General features: G+C 72.0%; 14 protein-coding genes. 8 read left to right on the top strand and 6 right to left on the bottom strand.

The genetic code is table 11. The features are described from left to right. Positions 1–21: 21 nt before the first annotated feature. On the bottom strand, positions 22–744 hold the full coding sequence (locus tag AC0VY3_RS11055; RefSeq protein ID WP_103510671.1) for a ZIP family metal transporter: 723 nt from the start codon (positions 742–744) through the stop codon (positions 22–24). A gap of 190 nt (positions 745–934) precedes the next feature. Between AC0VY3_RS11055 and cobC the strand changes: the two genes are divergently transcribed. Beyond that, a complete protein-coding gene (gene cobC, locus AC0VY3_RS11050; protein WP_103510672.1) occupies positions 935–2,536 on the top strand; it encodes an Rv2231c family pyridoxal phosphate-dependent protein CobC in 1,602 nt (533 codons plus the stop codon). Positions 2,537–2,601: 65 nt separating this feature from the next. Here the strand turns inward: cobC and AC0VY3_RS11045 are convergent, their stop codons facing one another. Together AC0VY3_RS11045 and AC0VY3_RS11040 are read right to left on the bottom strand one after the other, a co-directional pair. Beyond that, positions 2,602–3,612, bottom strand: coding sequence for an SCO1860 family LAETG-anchored protein (locus AC0VY3_RS11045; protein WP_103510673.1), 1,011 nt, complete (start codon positions 3,610–3,612; stop codon positions 2,602–2,604). 322 nt (positions 3,613–3,934) lie between these two features. Continuing rightward, positions 3,935–5,035 (bottom strand): amidohydrolase family protein, encoded by a 1,101-nt coding sequence (locus AC0VY3_RS11040; protein ID WP_103510674.1) that lies wholly within the window; start codon positions 5,033–5,035, stop codon positions 3,935–3,937. A gap of 88 nt (positions 5,036–5,123) precedes the next feature. Between AC0VY3_RS11040 and AC0VY3_RS11035 the strand changes: the two genes are divergently transcribed. The 6 genes from AC0VY3_RS11035 to AC0VY3_RS11010 all read left to right on the top strand — a co-directional run bounded on the left by AC0VY3_RS11035 (position 5,124) and on the right by AC0VY3_RS11010 (position 11,048). Next, positions 5,124–6,230, top strand: coding sequence for a pyridoxal-phosphate-dependent aminotransferase family protein (locus AC0VY3_RS11035; RefSeq protein ID WP_475549519.1), 1,107 nt, complete (start codon positions 5,124–5,126; stop codon positions 6,228–6,230). Positions 6,231–6,538: 308 nt separating this feature from the next. Beyond that, positions 6,539–7,069, top strand: a complete 531-nt coding sequence (gene ectA / locus AC0VY3_RS11030) for a diaminobutyrate acetyltransferase (RefSeq protein WP_103510676.1) — start codon at positions 6,539–6,541, stop codon at positions 7,067–7,069. Positions 7,070–7,265: 196 nt separating this feature from the next. Continuing rightward, on the top strand, positions 7,266–8,528 hold the full coding sequence (gene ectB, locus AC0VY3_RS11025) for a diaminobutyrate--2-oxoglutarate transaminase (protein ID WP_103510677.1): 1,263 nt from the start codon (positions 7,266–7,268) through the stop codon (positions 8,526–8,528). 89 nt (positions 8,529–8,617) lie between these two features. Beyond that, positions 8,618–9,016, top strand: a complete 399-nt coding sequence (locus tag AC0VY3_RS11020) for an ectoine synthase (protein WP_006123624.1) — start codon at positions 8,618–8,620, stop codon at positions 9,014–9,016. Between the two features lie 3 nt (positions 9,017–9,019). Beyond that, complete coding sequence (gene thpD / locus AC0VY3_RS11015) at positions 9,020–9,913, top strand: ectoine hydroxylase (RefSeq protein ID WP_103510678.1); 894 nt, start codon at positions 9,020–9,022, stop codon at positions 9,911–9,913. Positions 9,914–10,013: 100 nt separating this feature from the next. Beyond that, positions 10,014–11,048, top strand: a complete 1,035-nt coding sequence (locus AC0VY3_RS11010) for a VOC family protein (RefSeq protein ID WP_475549518.1) — start codon at positions 10,014–10,016, stop codon at positions 11,046–11,048. On the opposite strand, the gene AC0VY3_RS11005 is transcribed toward AC0VY3_RS11010, so the two are convergent. Next, a complete protein-coding gene (locus tag AC0VY3_RS11005) occupies positions 11,024–12,094 on the bottom strand; it encodes an alkene reductase (RefSeq protein ID WP_103510680.1) in 1,071 nt (356 codons plus the stop codon). The two genes, AC0VY3_RS11010 and AC0VY3_RS11005, sit on opposite strands and share 25 nt — an antisense overlap. A gap of 195 nt (positions 12,095–12,289) precedes the next feature. Here AC0VY3_RS11005 and AC0VY3_RS11000 point away from each other — a divergent pair, with 195 nt between their 5' ends. Beyond that, entirely contained in the window at positions 12,290–12,796 is a 507-nt protein-coding gene (locus AC0VY3_RS11000) for a MarR family winged helix-turn-helix transcriptional regulator (protein ID WP_103510681.1), read from the top strand. A 29-nt stretch (positions 12,797–12,825) separates the two neighbouring features. Here AC0VY3_RS11000 and AC0VY3_RS10995 read toward each other — a convergent pair whose 3' ends face one another. Both AC0VY3_RS10995 and AC0VY3_RS10990 read right to left on the bottom strand, forming a co-directional pair. Continuing rightward, positions 12,826–13,884: an aminotransferase class V-fold PLP-dependent enzyme gene (locus tag AC0VY3_RS10995; RefSeq protein WP_103510682.1), complete on the bottom strand. Its 1,059-nt coding sequence runs from the start codon at positions 13,882–13,884 to the stop codon at positions 12,826–12,828. Positions 13,885–13,987: 103 nt separating this feature from the next. After that, entirely contained in the window at positions 13,988–14,704 is a 717-nt protein-coding gene (locus AC0VY3_RS10990) for a DsbA family oxidoreductase (protein WP_103510683.1), read from the bottom strand. Between the last annotated feature and the right edge of the window lie 44 nt (positions 14,705–14,748).

Genomic DNA, 14,748 nt, shown 5'->3' with positions numbered 1-14,748 from the left:
GTGTGCGGGCGTACGCGTGGCTCATTCGGCGATGCCGACGACCAGCCAGATGAAGCCCACGCCCCCGATGGTGCAGAGAAGGGTGGAGCGGGCGGGATGGGTGTGGTGCGCCTCGGGAAGAATCTCCGCGGCGGCCAGATAGAGCAGCGCACCGCCGAAGAAGCCGAGATAGCCGCCGAGCAGTTCCTCCGGAAGGGTGAACAGCAGCGTCGTCGCGGCGCCCACGACCGGTGCCAGAGCGGCCGCGAACAGCATCAGGAGCGCCTTGCGGCGGGCGTTCCCGTACAGACTGGTGAGGGTGTACGTGTTGAATCCGTCGGCGAAGTCATGACTGATCACCGCCAGCGCGACGGCCAGGCCCATGGCTCCGCTGACCTGGAAGGCGGCGCCGAGCGCGATGCCGTCCATCAGGCTGTGGCCGACCATCGCGGCCGCCGCCGCCAGCCCCACCTGCGGTACGCGTTCGCCGCTCGCCCCGTGTGCCACCTGGCGTACGGCGAGCAGCCCCTCGACCAGATGGGCCACCAGGAAGCCGCCGACGAACAGCAGCAGGGCGGCGGGCACGCCGAACACCGGGGTGCCCGCGGCCTCCATCGCCTCCGGCAGGAGGTCGAGTCCGACCACACCGAGCATCAGCCCGCCCGCGAAGCCGAGCACCAGATGACGGCGGTCGGTGACGCGTTGGGCGACCCAGCCGCCGGCCAGGGTCATCAGGAACGCGCCGAGCGCGACGAACACCGCCATGGGGCCTTGCTAGCCGATCAAGCCCTCTCTCCGCATCCCAGGGTGTCCTTACCGGCGTGGCTCGCGGCGTCTCTCCTGCCGCCCGTGCCCGTGCTCCGTATACGGAACGGCCGCGCCCGCCGCCTCCGTGCCCCTGACGTACCACCGACGCACCACCGCGACGTTTGACCTGAAAGGCAGGACTCCGCCGATGACCGGAGCATCCGTCGGCCCCGGACCGGAGTCCGGCGCCCGCAGTCTGGTGGTGGGGGTCGGCGCGCGCCGCGGCGCCTCCGGCGATGCGGTGTTCGCCCTGATCGAGGCGGTGTTGAGCGGGGCCGGGCTGGACGCGGCGGACGTGGTGGAGGTGGCGACGGTCGACGCGAAGGGCGACGAGCCGGGGATCGTGGGGGCGGCGGCCCGGCTCGGGGTGCCGCTGCGGACGCATCCGGCCGGGGCGCTGGCCGCGGTCCGCGTGCCGCACCCCTCGGGCGCGGTGGGTGCGGCGGTGGGGACCCCGTCGGTCGCGGAGGCGGCGGCGCTGATCGAGGCGGACGAGCTGGTGGTGCCGAAGACCCGTGCCACGGGCGCGAACGCCGCGTCCGCGGGGGTGGCGACCTGTGCGGTGGCCCGGCGCTTTCGGGCCGTCACCGGGACTTTCGATGTTTCCGGGAGGAAAACTTCCACCTCACCGGTGACGGCGGGCTCCCGCCCGTTCACCATGGCTGCCATGACTCCCCCCACACAGAACATCGAGAGCGCCGGGCCCGACCTGCGCCACCACGGCGACGCGGAGGTGCGCGGCGAGAATCTGACCGATCTCGCCGTGAACGTCCGTACCCACACTCCCCCGGAGTGGCTGCGCGAGCGGATAACCGCGTCGCTCACCTCGCTGGCCGCCTACCCGGACGGGTCCTCCGCCCGGGCCGCGGTCGCCGGCCGGCACGGACTGCCGGTGGAGCGGGTGCTGCTGACGGCGGGCGCGGCCGAGGCGTTCGTCCTGATCGCCCGGGCTCTTCCGGCCCGGTGCCCGGTCGTGGTGCATCCGCAGTTCACCGAGCCGGAGGCGGCGCTCCGGGCGGCCGGGCACGGGGTGGGCCGGGTGCTGCTGCGGGAGGAGGACGGCTTCCGGCTCGATCCGGCGGCCGTGCCCGAGCAGGCGGACCTCGTGGTGATCGGCAATCCGACGAACCCGACGTCCGTGCTGCATCCGGCGGCCCTGCTGGAGCGGCTGGCGCGGCCGGGGCGCACGCTGGTGGTCGACGAGGCGTTCATGGACGTCGTGCCGGGCGAGCGCGAGGCGTTGTGCGGGCGGACGGACATCCCGGGGCTCGTGGTGCTGCGCAGTCTCACCAAGACCTGGGGGCTCGCCGGGCTGCGGATCGGCTATGTCCTGGCCGAGCCGGAGACGGTGGCGCTGCTCGCGGAGGCGCAGCCGCTGTGGCCGGTGTCCACCCCGGCGCTGGCGGCGGCGGAGGCGTGCATGGAGCCGCGGGCGCTGGTGGAGGCGGCCGAGGCGGCGGACCGGATCACCGTGGACCGGGCCCATCTGCTCGCCGGGCTGGCCGAGTTCAGCGAGGTGAAGGCGGTGGAGGCGGCCCGGGGTCCGTTCGTCCTGGTGCGTCTGGAGCGGGCGGCGGAGGTGCGGGAGCGGCTGCGGCTGCTGGGCTTCGCGGCCCGGCGTGGGGATACGTTCCCGGGGCTCGGGCCGCAGTGGCTGCGGCTCGCGGTCCGCGACCGGGCGACGACCAATCGTTTCCTCCAGGCTCTGGACCAGGCCGTGCAGGCGCTGCCCGCGAGATCGGGGCGCTGAGGAGCCGCTCCGATCGGTGTACCGGGGGCGGCGTCCGTCGTGCGGACGCCGCCCCCTCACACGTATCAGCTCTGGCTGCCGCTGCGCCTGCGGGCCATCACCGTGGCGCCCGCGCCGACGGCCAGCAGCAGGGCGGCTCCGCCCGCGATGTACGGGGTGGTGGAGCTGCCGCCGGTCTCGGCGAGGTTGGCCTCGGTGGGGGCGGGGCCGGCGTCGGAGCCGGTCTGCGTCTTCACGTCGCCGCTCTTGCCGCCGTCGCCCTGGTCACCGCCGGTGGAGCCGCCGTCCGTGGAGCCGCCGGAGTCGCCGCCCGTGTCACCGCCGGTGGAGCCGCCGTCCGTGGTGCCCGGCTTCTCGGGGGGCTTCGGCCCCTTCGGGGTCTCGCAGGTCGCCTCGGCGAGGGTGACCTCGCCCTCCACCTCGGCGACGTTGAGCTTCAGCGGGTTGACCGACACCTTGAGCTGGAGCGCCGTCGCGGCCGCCGTGCGCTCGGTGGTGACGGTCTTGGACAGGTGGAGGGAGACCTCGCCGACACCCGGCACCGACACCTGCGTCGGGCCGCCCGCGCTGAGCGTGACCTTCTTGCCGAGCACCGCGACATGGCCGAGCACGTTCGACTCGGCGACGGGCTTCCTGCCGGTCTCGCAGACGGCCTTGGAGGTGACCTTCTCGACCTCGATGAGCGAGAGCGCGGTGAGTCCGGGGACATGGATCCGGGCCTTCGCCAGGTTGGTGTACCCCTCGGCCTTGTGCTCGTCCACCGTGGCGTTCGCGGTGGCCACATCGGCGCGCAGGACGCTCACCGGCCGGCCCTCCACCCCGTCCAGGTCCACCGTCAGCGCGGTCTTCTCGGCGCTGGCCGGCGCCTGCACCTCGTTGAGCGTGACCTTGAGGGGCACCTGGACGGACTTGTTGAGGAGCGAGACGTCGAGCCCGGTACGGAGCACGACCGCGCTCGCCTTGCCCTCGCCGGTGGTGGGCGTCGCCGGGGCTGCGTGCGCGGGGACGGCGGCAAGCAGAGCGACGGGGGCGGCGGCGACCGCCAGGGCGGCGCGACGGAAGGTGTTGCTGTTCAAGATGGTGGAACCCCCACAAGAGACATGGAGCCACCGGCACAGTCCAATGGGGGACATCGCCCGTGCCGGCGGCCTCGACTCCGTGAATCTTTACGCACTGAGGGTGAACTGGCGGATACCTGACGTGAGTTCACCCCAAAGGGGGGTTTCCGCGCGCATATTCGAATCTTTCGGCACGCGCGTTCCCCGGCGTCACTCGTTTCACCCGGCTCCGGTCGTACGGCACCCGAACACACCGGACGACACCGCAACATGCGCGGAGGTGCTTCAACGAGCCGGGGGCGCCCCCGTCACTGCCCGTCAACACGGCACCGCGCCGCCCTCAGCCGATCACACGCCCGTTCAGCACGATGTGCCGAGGAGCCGCCAGCACCCGGACGTCCGCGCGCGGATCCTCCTCGTACACCACCAGGTCCGCCGGGGCGCCCTCCTCCAGCACCGGCCGCCCCAGCCAGCGCCTGGCTCCCCACGCGGTGGCGGAGAGGGCCTCCAGCGGCGGGATGCCCGCCTTGACCAGCTCGGCCACCTCGCCCGCGACCAGGCCGTGCGCCAGCGAGCCGCCCGCGTCGGTGCCGACGTAGACCGGGATGCCCGCGTCGTACGCGGCGCGCACGGTGTCGTAGCGGCGTTCGTACAGCTGCCGCATATGGGCCGACCAGCGCGGGAACTTGGCCTCGCCACCCGCCGCGAGGTCCGGGAAGGTGGCGATGTTGACCAGCGTCGGGACGATCGCGACCCCGCGTTCGGCGAAGAGCGGGATGGTCTCCTCGGTGAGGCCGGTGGCGTGCTCGATGCAGTCGATACCCGCCTCGACCAGGTCGGTGAGCGACTCCTCGGCGAAGCAGTGCGCGGTGACCCGGGCGCCGAGCCGGTGCGCCTCGGCGATGGCCGCCGCCAGCTCGCCGCGCGGCCAGCAGGCGGTCAGGTCCCCGGCGTCGCGGTCGATCCAGTCCCCCACCAGCTTGACCCAGCCGTCCCCGCGCCGGGCCTCCCGGGCCACGTACGCGACGAGGTCGCCGGGCTCGATCTCATGGGCGTAGTTACGGATGTAGCGGCGGGTCCTGGCGATGTGCCGGCCGGCCCTGATGATCTTCGGCAGATCCTCGCGGTCGTCGACCCACCGGGTGTCGGAGGGCGATCCGGCGTCCCGGATCAGCAGTGTTCCGGCCTCCCGGTCGGTGAGCGCCTGCTTCTCGGCGGTGGCCGCGTCGACCGGGCCGTGCGCGTCCAGGCCCACATGGCAGTGCGCGTCGACCAGACCGGGCAGCGCCCAGCCGGTGACCGTCACCGCGCGGTCGGCGCCGGGCGGCCGCTCGTAGGTGATCCGCCCGTCCACGGCCCACAGTTCGTCCCGCACCTCGTCCGGGCCGACGAGCACCCGGCCCTTCACCCGCAGCACCCGCTGTTCCTCCTGATCACTCATAGGCGGCACTGTACGAGGCCGCCGGAAGGCCGTCGGTAGGCTGCCGGTGTCTTTCCGACCGCCGCACGAACCCGAAGAGAGCCCCACCGTGACGCACCCCTTCCTCGACCTCCCGCCGCTGACCGCCGACCGCTTCGCGGCGATCGAGCGGTCCGTGGCCCGGCTCCTCGCCACGGAGCAGGACGTCGTCATCACCCAGGGCGAGGCGCTGCTGCCGCTGGAGGGCTGCATCCGCAGCGGCGCGCGGCCCGGCTCGACCGCGCTGAACGTGGTCACCGGCCCCTACGGGCAGACCTTCGGGAACTGGCTGCGGGACTGCGGCGCACAGGTCGTCGACCTCGCGGTGCCCTTCCACACGGCGGTGACCGCCGGCCAGGTCGCCGAGGCGCTCGCCGCGCACCCGGAGATCGACTTCGTCTCGCTGGTGCACGCGGAGGCGGCGACCGGCAACACCAACCCGGTCGCGGAGATCGGCGAGGTGGTCCGGGCGCACGGCGCGCTGTTCATGCTGGACGCGGTCGCCTCGGTGGGCGCCGAACCGCTGCTGCCGGACGCCTGGGGCGTCGATCTGTGCGTGATCGGCGCGCAGAAGGCCATGGGCGGGCCCGCCGGGGTCTCCGCGGTGTCGGTGAGCGCGCGGGCCTGGGAGCGGATGGCCGCCAACCCGGCCGCCCCGCGCCGCTCCTACCTCTCCCTCCTGGACTGGAAGGAGCGCTGGATCGACGGAGGCCGCAAGGCGCTGCCGCACGCCCCGGCGCAGCTGGAGATGCTGGGCCTGGAGGCCTGTGTGGCACGGATCGAGGACGCCGGCCTGGGCACGGTGATGGCCCGCCACGCCTCGGCGGCCGCGGCGACCAGGGCGGGTGCGGTGGCACTGGGCGGCGGTCTGGAGCCGTACGTCCACGAGGCGCGGGACGCCGCTCCGGTGGCCACGACGCTGCGCACCCCGGCGGGGACCGACGCCGCCGCGCTGGTCGCGCACGCGCTGGCGGCCGATCCCTCGCTCCCGCTCGTCGCGGGCGGCGGGGCGCTGTCCAAGGAGATGATCCGGGTCAATCACTACGGGGCGGATGCGACGCGGGACGCGGTGCTGTCCTCGCTCGCGGCTCTGGGGGCGGCGCTGACCGATGCGGGCCGGCGGGTCGATATCGATGCTGCCCGGGTCGCCGTTTCGGAAACCTGGCCGGGCCGCTGATATTCATAATGCGGGGAGCTGCTTTATCGAAAGCAGCTCCCCGCATTCTTCTGCCCGCTTTCCCGGCACCTAAACGCGGAAGTTTTCCGGGCATCGAATCTTCGTGATTCGGACACGTCTCAGGAGAGTTACAACCCTGTGACCGACTCCACATGAGCGGCGTTATGCCCGAAAAATTCGGGACAAAGAGCCTGAAATTCCACCCGGATCATGGTGAATCTCGCGCACGCCTGATAGCACATGGAGGCGCTTCACCCAACCCTTCACCTCGATGCAATTTCGAAATTTGCTGGGTAAATTCAATTCCCATGACCGCCGCACCAGCAGATTTTGCCCGTGCCCGAAGCGAATTCCTCAGTATCGACACCCCACGAGTGGAGGACGGAGCCGCGATCTGGCGCATCGCCCGCGACTCCCAGGTCCTGGACCTGAACTCCTCGTACAGCTACCTGCTGTGGTGCCGTGACTTCGCCGCGACCTCCGCCGTCGCCCGTGGCGAGAACGGCGAGCCCATCGCCTTCGTGACGGGCTACATCAGGCCCGACCGCCCCCGGACCCTCGTCGTCTGGCAGGTGGCCGTGGACCAGGCCCACCGCGGCAAGGGGCTGGCCGCCACTCTGCTGGACGCGCTGACCGCCCGGGTCGCCGCCGACCAGGGCCTGTCGTCCGTGGAGACGACGATCACCCCGGACAACACCGCCTCCGACCGGCTGTTCACGTCCTACGCCCAGCGCCACGATGTCGCGCTGGAGCAGGAGGTGCTCTTCGAGGGCGCGCTGTTCCCCGAAGGGACGCATCTGCCCGAGGTGCTCTACCGGATAGGCCCGTTCGCCGCCTGACCCGGCACGCTCACCGACCGACCGGCACGTTCGCCGGCCGAGCCCGCCCGGCCACCACCCCGGCGTACCCGACCCGTACGCCCGGCCTCCAAGACTTTTCGCGCCGGCCGATCACCCGGCGCGGTCCCGGCCGCCTCCGAGCGGCGGGGAGCACTCGACCACCGCCCGTCACACCCCCTCACGCAGGAGATCCGCTGTGACCATCACCCCGCCCGCACTGAGCGTCTTCGAGACTCTTGAGTCCGAGGTCCGCAGCTACTGCCGCGGCTGGCCCGCCGTGTTCGACCGCGCCCAGGGCGCCCGGCTGACCGACGAGGACGGCCACTCCTACCTGGACTTCTTCGCCGGGGCCGGTTCGCTGAACTACGGCCACAACAACCCGGTGCTGAAACGAGCGCTGATCGACTACATCGAGCGCGACGGCATCACCCACGGCCTGGACATGGCGACCACCGCCAAGCGCGCGTTCCTGGAGACGTTCCAGAACGTGATCCTGCGGCCGCGCGACCTGCCGTACAAGGTGATGTTCCCCGGCCCGACCGGCACCAACGCCGTCGAGGCGGCGCTGAAGCTCGCCCGCAAGGTCAAGGGCCGCGAGTCCGTCGTCTCGTTCACCAACGCCTTCCACGGCATGTCGCTGGGCTCGCTCGCCGTCACCGGCAACGCGTTCAAGCGGGCCGGGGCCGGTATCCCGCTGGTGCACGGCACGCCGATGCCGTTCGACAACTACTTCGACGGTACGGTTCCCGACTTCCTCTGGTTCGAGCGACTGCTGGAGGACCAGGGCTCCGGGCTCAACAAGCCCGCCGCCGTGATCGTGGAGACGGTCCAGGGCGAGGGCGGCATCAACGTCGCCCGGCCCGAATGGCTGCGCGCGCTGCGCGAGCTGTGCGACCGCCAGGACATGCTGCTGATCGTCGACGACATCCAGATGGGCTGCGGCCGCACCGGCGGCTTCTTCTCCTTCGAGGAGTCCGGCGTCGTCCCGGACATCGTCACGCTGTCGAAGTCCATCAGCGGCTACGGACTGCCGATGGCGCTCTGCCTGTTCAAGCCGGAGCTGGACATCTGGGAGCCCGGCGAGCACAACGGCACCTTCCGCGGCAACAACCCGGCCTTCGTCACGGCCGCCGCCGCGCTGGACGCCTACTGGGCGGACGGCCAGATGGAGAAGCAGACCCTGGCCCGCGGCGAGCAGGTCGAGCAGACGCTGCTGGCCATCTGCGCCGAGGAGCCGACCGCGCAGTTCCGCGGCCGGGGCCTGGTGTGGGGCATGGAGTTCGAGGACCCGGCGCGCGCCTCGGCGGTCTGCGCCCGCGCCTTCGAGCTGGGGCTCCTGCTGGAGACCTCGGGCCCGCAGAGCGAGGTCGTCAAGCTGCTGCCGCCGCTGACCATCACCCCCGAAGAACTGGACGAGGGCCTGCGCACGCTGGCCCGCTGCGTCCGCGAGACGGCCTGACCCGGTACTGCCGGGGCAGGCGCAGAAGAAGAGGCCCCGGGCCGCGAGGCCCGGGGCCCGTGCAGAGAAGAGAAAGGCAACCGCTCACCGTGATCGTCCGATCGTTCAGTGACATCGAGAACACCGACCGGCATGTGAAGGCCGCGTCCGGCACCTGGGAGAGCAAGCGCATCGTGCTCGCCAAGGAGAAGGTGGGCTTCTCGCTCCACGAGACCGTGCTGTACGCGGGCACGGAGACCTCGATGTGGTACGCGAACCACATCGAGGCGGTGCTGTGCACCGAGGGCGAGGCCGAGCTCACCAACGACGAGACCGGCGAGAAGCACTGGATCACGCCCGGCACGATGTATCTGCTGGACGGACATGAGCGGCACACCATGCGGCCCAAGACCGACTTCCGCTGCGTGTGCGTCTTCAATCCCCCCGTCACCGGACGGGAGGACCATGACGAGAACGGTGTCTACCCACTGCTGACCGAGGAGGGCTGAACCATGACCACCGAAGTACGCGCCGATCTCTACCCCTCGCGCGGCGCCGCCGAGATGACCACTCCCCGCCAGGACCCGGTCATCTGGTCCGCGCCGGGCGCACCGGGTCCGATCGCCGCCAAGGACCTCCAGAGCTACGAGCACGACGGCTTCCTCAGCATCGAGCAGCTGATCACGCCGGACGAGGTCGCCGTCTACCAGGCGGAGCTGAACCGGCTGATCTCCGACCCGGCGATCCGCGCCGACGAGCGCTCCATCGTCGAGAAGCAGACGCAGAACGTGCGGTCCGTCTTCGAGGTCCACCGGATCAGTGAGGTCTTCGCCGGGCTGGTCCGCGACGAGCGGGTGGTGGGCCGGGCCCGCCAGATCCTCGGCTCGGACGTGTACGTCCACCAGTCCCGGATCAATGTGAAGCCGGGCTTCGGGGCCTCGGGCTTCTACTGGCACTCGGACTTCGAGACCTGGCACGCGGAGGACGGTCTGCCGAACATGCGGACGGTGTCCGTGTCGATCGCGCTGACCGAGAACTTCGACACCAACGGCGGGCTGATGATCATGCCCGGTTCGCACAAGTCGTTCCTCGGCTGTGCGGGCGAGACGCCGAAGGACAACTACAAGAAGTCGCTCCAGATGCAGGACGCGGGCACCCCGTCCGACGAGGCGCTGACGAAGATGGCCGACCGCCACGGCATCAGGCTCTTCACGGGCAAGGCCGGTTCGGCGACCTGGTTCGACTGCAACGCCATGCACGGTTCGGGCGACAACATCACCCCGTACGCGCGCAGCAATGTCTTCATCGTCTTCAACAGCGTGGAGAACGCGGCCGAGGAGCCCTTCGCGGCTCCGATCCGCCGCCCCGAGTTCATCGGGGCGCGGGACTTCACGCCGGTGAAGTAGCGGTACGCACAGGAGAGTCGGGGCCGGGACGGTACGCCGTCCCGGCCCCGCCTGCGTAACTCGCTGGACCGGGGCCGGGTCAGCGGAGAGGGTGTCCGCCATGAGTTCCCACGTACGCCACATCACGATCGACTGTTCCGACGCCTACGGACTCGGCGCCTTCTGGGCCCAGGTGCTCGATGCGCCGCTCTCCGACGAGGACTCCCCCGGTGATCCGGAGGCACTGGTCGAGGCGCCCGGCGCGGCGATCCTCTTCGTCCGGGTGGACGATCCGAAACAGACCAAGAACCGGGTCCACCTGGACATCCAGCCGCAGGACCGCTCCCGGGACGAGGAGGTCGAGCGGCTGCTCGCGCTCGGGGCCACGCTGGTGGGCGACCACCGCAGACCGAACGGGCGGGGCTGGGTGACGCTCGCCGATCCCGAGGGCAACGAGTTCTGTGTGGAGTGCGGCGCGGCCGAGCGCGCGGCGCTGACCGGCGCCCGGCTGCCGGTGACGGCCGACGACGTGACCTCGGCGGTGCGGCTCGCGGTGGACGTGCTGGCCGGAGCCCCGGCGGACCGCTGGGACGGGCCCGCCGGAAGCCTCACGTGGACCTGCTGGGAGACGGCGGAGCACCTGAGCGACGATCTGTTCGCGTACGCGGTGCAGTTGGGCCCTCGTACGCCCCCGCTGGACGGCGAGGTGCCCTACCGGTGGGCGCCCGACCGGCAGGGGGGACCGCACAACGCGGTCTTCGCCGACCGTGCCGCCGGGCCCGCCGGTCTGCTGGCCACGCTGGAGGCGAGCGGGGCGCTGCTGGCCTCGATGACGCGGACGACGCCGCCCGGGGTCCGCTCGTACCACGGCTACGGGATCTCCGACCCGGAGGGCTTCGCAGCGATGGGTGTGGTGGAGACCCTGGTGCACACCCATGACCTGGCCGAGGGCCTGGGGCTGACGTGGGCGCCGCCCGGCGCGCTCTGCGACCTGGTGCTGGCCCGGCTCTTCCCCGACGCCCCGGCCGGCGGGGACCGGTGGACCGTCCTGCTGTGGGCCACCGGCCGCGCCGAGCTGCCGGACCACCCGCGCCGCACCTCATGGCGGTGGGACGGGCGGCCCCCGGCGGATCAGACGGCGTCGAGCGCCGGGTAGTCGGTGTAGCCCTTGGCGTCGCCGCCGAAGAAGGTCGACGGGTCGGGGGTGTTGAACGGGCCGCCCGCCTTCAGCCGGGCGGGCAGGTCCGGGTTGGCGAGGAAGAGCGCCCCGTAGGAGATCAGGTCGGCGAGGCCGTCGTCGATCACCGTGTGGTCGTCGGGTCCGGTGGCGCCCTCGGTGTGCACGTTGATGACGAACGTCCCGGAGAAGGCCTTGCGCAGGGCGAGGGTCAGCTCGCGGATCGGGACGGCCTCCAGGACGTGCAGGTAGGCGAGGCCGAGCGGCTCGATCTCCCGGACGAGCGCGGTGTACGTGGCTTCCGGCGCGGGCTCGTCGATGTCGTTGTACGGGTTGCCGGGCGAGATCCGCAGTGCGGTGCGCTCCGGGCCGATCTCGGCGGCGACGGCCTTGACGACCTCGACGGCGAAGCGGGTGCGGGCCTCGTCGGAGCCGCCCCACGCGTCGGTGCGCCGGTTGGTGTTGGGGGCGAGGAACTGGTGGATGAGGTAGCCGTTGGCGCCGTGCAGCTCGACCCCGTCGAATCCGGCCTCCACGGCGTTGCGGGCGGCGGTGACGAAGTCGGCGACGGTCGCGCGGACCTCGGCGTCGGTCAGCTCGTGCGGCTCGACGAAGTCCTTCGGGCCGACGTGGGTGTAGACCTGCCCCTCGGCCCTGACCGGGGAGGCGCTGACGGGGACGAGGCCGTCGGGGAGCAGGACCGGGTGGCCGATGCGGCCCGCGTGCATGATCTGGGCGAAGATCCTGCCGCCCTTCGCGTGCACCGCGTCGGTGACCGTACGCCAGGAGGCGACCTGCTCGGCGCTGTGCAGCCCGGGCGTGGAGGGATAGCCCTGGCCCACGACGGACGGCTGGATGCCCTCGGTGATCACCAGGCCGGCCGAGGCGCGCTGGGCGTAGTAGGTGACGGTGAGCTCGGTGGCGGTGCCGCCCTCACCGGCTCGGCTGCGGGTCATCGGGGCCAGGGCGATGCGGTTGGCCAGCGGGGTGCCGGACAGGTCGATCGGGTCGAAAGCGGTGGTCATGAAGGCTCCCAAGAAAGTATGTGGTCGGCCAAGCATCGGCGCCGACGGCCACCATAGCCCATTCATTGGCCGACCAAGGTAAAGTCGTGGGAATCCGTCGGGCGCTCAGTCCGGCATTCGGTCGGGCATCATCGGAAGCCGCCACCGAAAGCCCCCGCCAGGGCCCGTCCGGCCCGAGGACCCCAGGAGCCCGCCATGACCACCGGCCACGCCGCCCCCGCGGAAGAGCCCTGTACCGACGCGCTGCCCACGGCGGCGCTCAGCGGGCCCGTGAGCCACGCCGTCTCCCGGGTGGCCCGGCTGCACCGGATCGCGGCGTCCAAGGCGCTCAAGGGGGCGGAGCTCTACCCGGGGCAGGAGTTGCTGATGATGCACCTGTGGGACCGGGGGGCGGTCCGTCAGACGGAGCTGATCAGGTCGCTGGAGCTGGACCCGTCCACGGTCACGAAGATGCTCCAGCGGCTGGAGCAGACCGGGCATGTGCGCCGCCGCCCCGACCCGGCCGACCGGCGGGCCGTACTGGTCGAGGCGACGGACGAGAGCTGCGCGCTGCACACGGCGGTCGAGGCCGCCTGGGGCAGCCTGGAGGAGCACACGCTCGCGGGCCTGGACGCGGCCGAGCGCGCGGAGCTGGTGCGACTGCTGGCGAAGGTCGAGGAGAACCTCTGCCGGGAGACCGCGGACTGCCCCGACCGGCGCTGAGCCGTACGGCGCCCGGACGCACGGAGCGATCAGGCCAGGAACTCCAGCACCCGGTCCACATCGGCCTCGGTGTTGTAGAGGTGGCAGGAGATCCGCAGATTCCCGGCCGGGGCCGAGACGGCGATCCCGGCCTTCGTCAGATCGTCCCGACGGCCCTGCAGCCCTGGCACGGAGACGATCGCCGACTCCCCCGGAACCACCTCGCGCCCGAGCCTGGTCAGCCCGGCCCGCAGCCGGGCCGCGAGCCCGGTGGCGTGCGCGTACAGGGCGTCGGAGCCGACCTCCGCGAGCAGGTCCAGGGAGTGCCCGGCCCCGTGGTACGAGAGGAAGGCGGGCGGCTCGTCGAAGCCGCGGGCGGTCGGGGCGAGGCGCTCCAGCGGACCGTAGTTGCTCGCCCAGGGCGCACCGGCGGATACCCAGCCGGCGAAGAGCGGCGGCAGGGTTTCCTGCGCCTCCTCGGTGACCGTCAGGAACGACGTACCGCGCGGGCAGAGCAGGAACTTGAAGCCGCCGGTGACGGTGTAGTCGTACGCCCCGGCGTCCAGCGGGAACCAGCCCGCCGCCTGGGTGGCGTCCAGCAGGGTCCGGGCCCCGTGCGCCGCGGCGGCCGCGCGGACGGCGGCGAGGTCGGCGACCCGGCCGTCGGCCGACTGCACCGCGGAGAAGGCGACCAGGGCGGTCGAGGGCCGTACGGCCCCGGCGAGGTCCGCGAGCGGCGCGTACCGCACGCGCAGATCGCCGCGGAGCGCGAACGGACTGACCACGGAGGCGAACTCGCCCTCGGGGCAGAGGACTTCGGCGCCGGGCGGCAGCGAAGCGGCGATCAGGCCGACGTGGACGGTGACGGAACTGCCGGTGGCGACCCGGTCCGGGTGGACCCCGGCGAGCCGGGCGAATCCGACCCGGGCGGCCTCCACCGCGTCGAAGCTGCCCGCCCCCTCCCGCCGGCCGACGGCGTTCTCGTCGGCCAGGGCCTTGACGGCGGCGATCGTCCGGCGGGGCAGCAGGCCCCAGCTGGAGGTGTTGAGGTAGGTGACCTCGGGCGCGAATTCGACGGCTGCGGCTTGGATGGGCGCGAGGATCGTCATACGCCCACCCTGAAGCCCCCTCAACCCAAAGTCAATTACCCAGAGTTAAGGGGTGCACCCAAGGATCGCTTATGCATCACCGATGAACCGCCCCCGCTGGAGCTCAGCTCCCCGGGACCTCGCAGGCCCCGTCCGCGTCGCAGCCCGCCGCGTCCCCGCCGACGGTGGTCGGCGCGGTGGCGGGACGGTCCTTCCAGGCCTGCTCCAGCGCCTGGACGAAGACCTCCGACGGCTGGCCGCCGGAGATCCCGTACCGCCGGTCGAGAACGAAGAACGGCACGGCGTTGGCGCCCAGTTCGGCCGCCTCGCGCTCATCGGTCCGCACGTCGTCCGCGTACGCATCGGGGTCGGCGAGCACGGCACGGGCCTCGTCGCCGTCGAGCCCGGCCTCCACGGCGAGGGCGAGCAGCACCTCGTCGTCGAAGACGGAGCGCTCCTCGGCGAAGTTCGCCCGGTAGGCGAGGGTCAGCAGCTCGTCCTGCCGGCCCCGGGCCTTGGCCAGGTGCAGCAGCCGGTGGATGTCGAAGGTGGAGCCGTGGTCACGGCCCTCGGTGCGGTACCCGAGCCCCTCGGACTGCGCGTTGGCCGCGACGTCGGCCTCCATCGAGGCGGCCTCCTCGCGGGTCCGCCCGTACTTGGCGGCCAGCATGTCGACGACCTGCTCGGTCTCCCCCTTGGCCCGCCCCGGGTCGAGCTCGAAGGACCGGTGCACCACCTCGACCTCGTCCCGGTGGGCGAACTCGGCGAGCCCCTTCTCGAAGCGGGCCTTGCCGATGTAGCACCACGGACAGGCGATGTCGCTCCAGATCTCGACGCGCATGACTCTTCTTCTCTCCAGGGGTCGCGGACGGGGGCGCGGAGGGG

Source organism: Streptomyces sp. iso_384, from assembly GCF_056172905.1.
The sequence above is the reverse complement of the archived record's forward strand: the minus strand, read 5'-3'. Positions and strand labels throughout refer to the sequence as shown.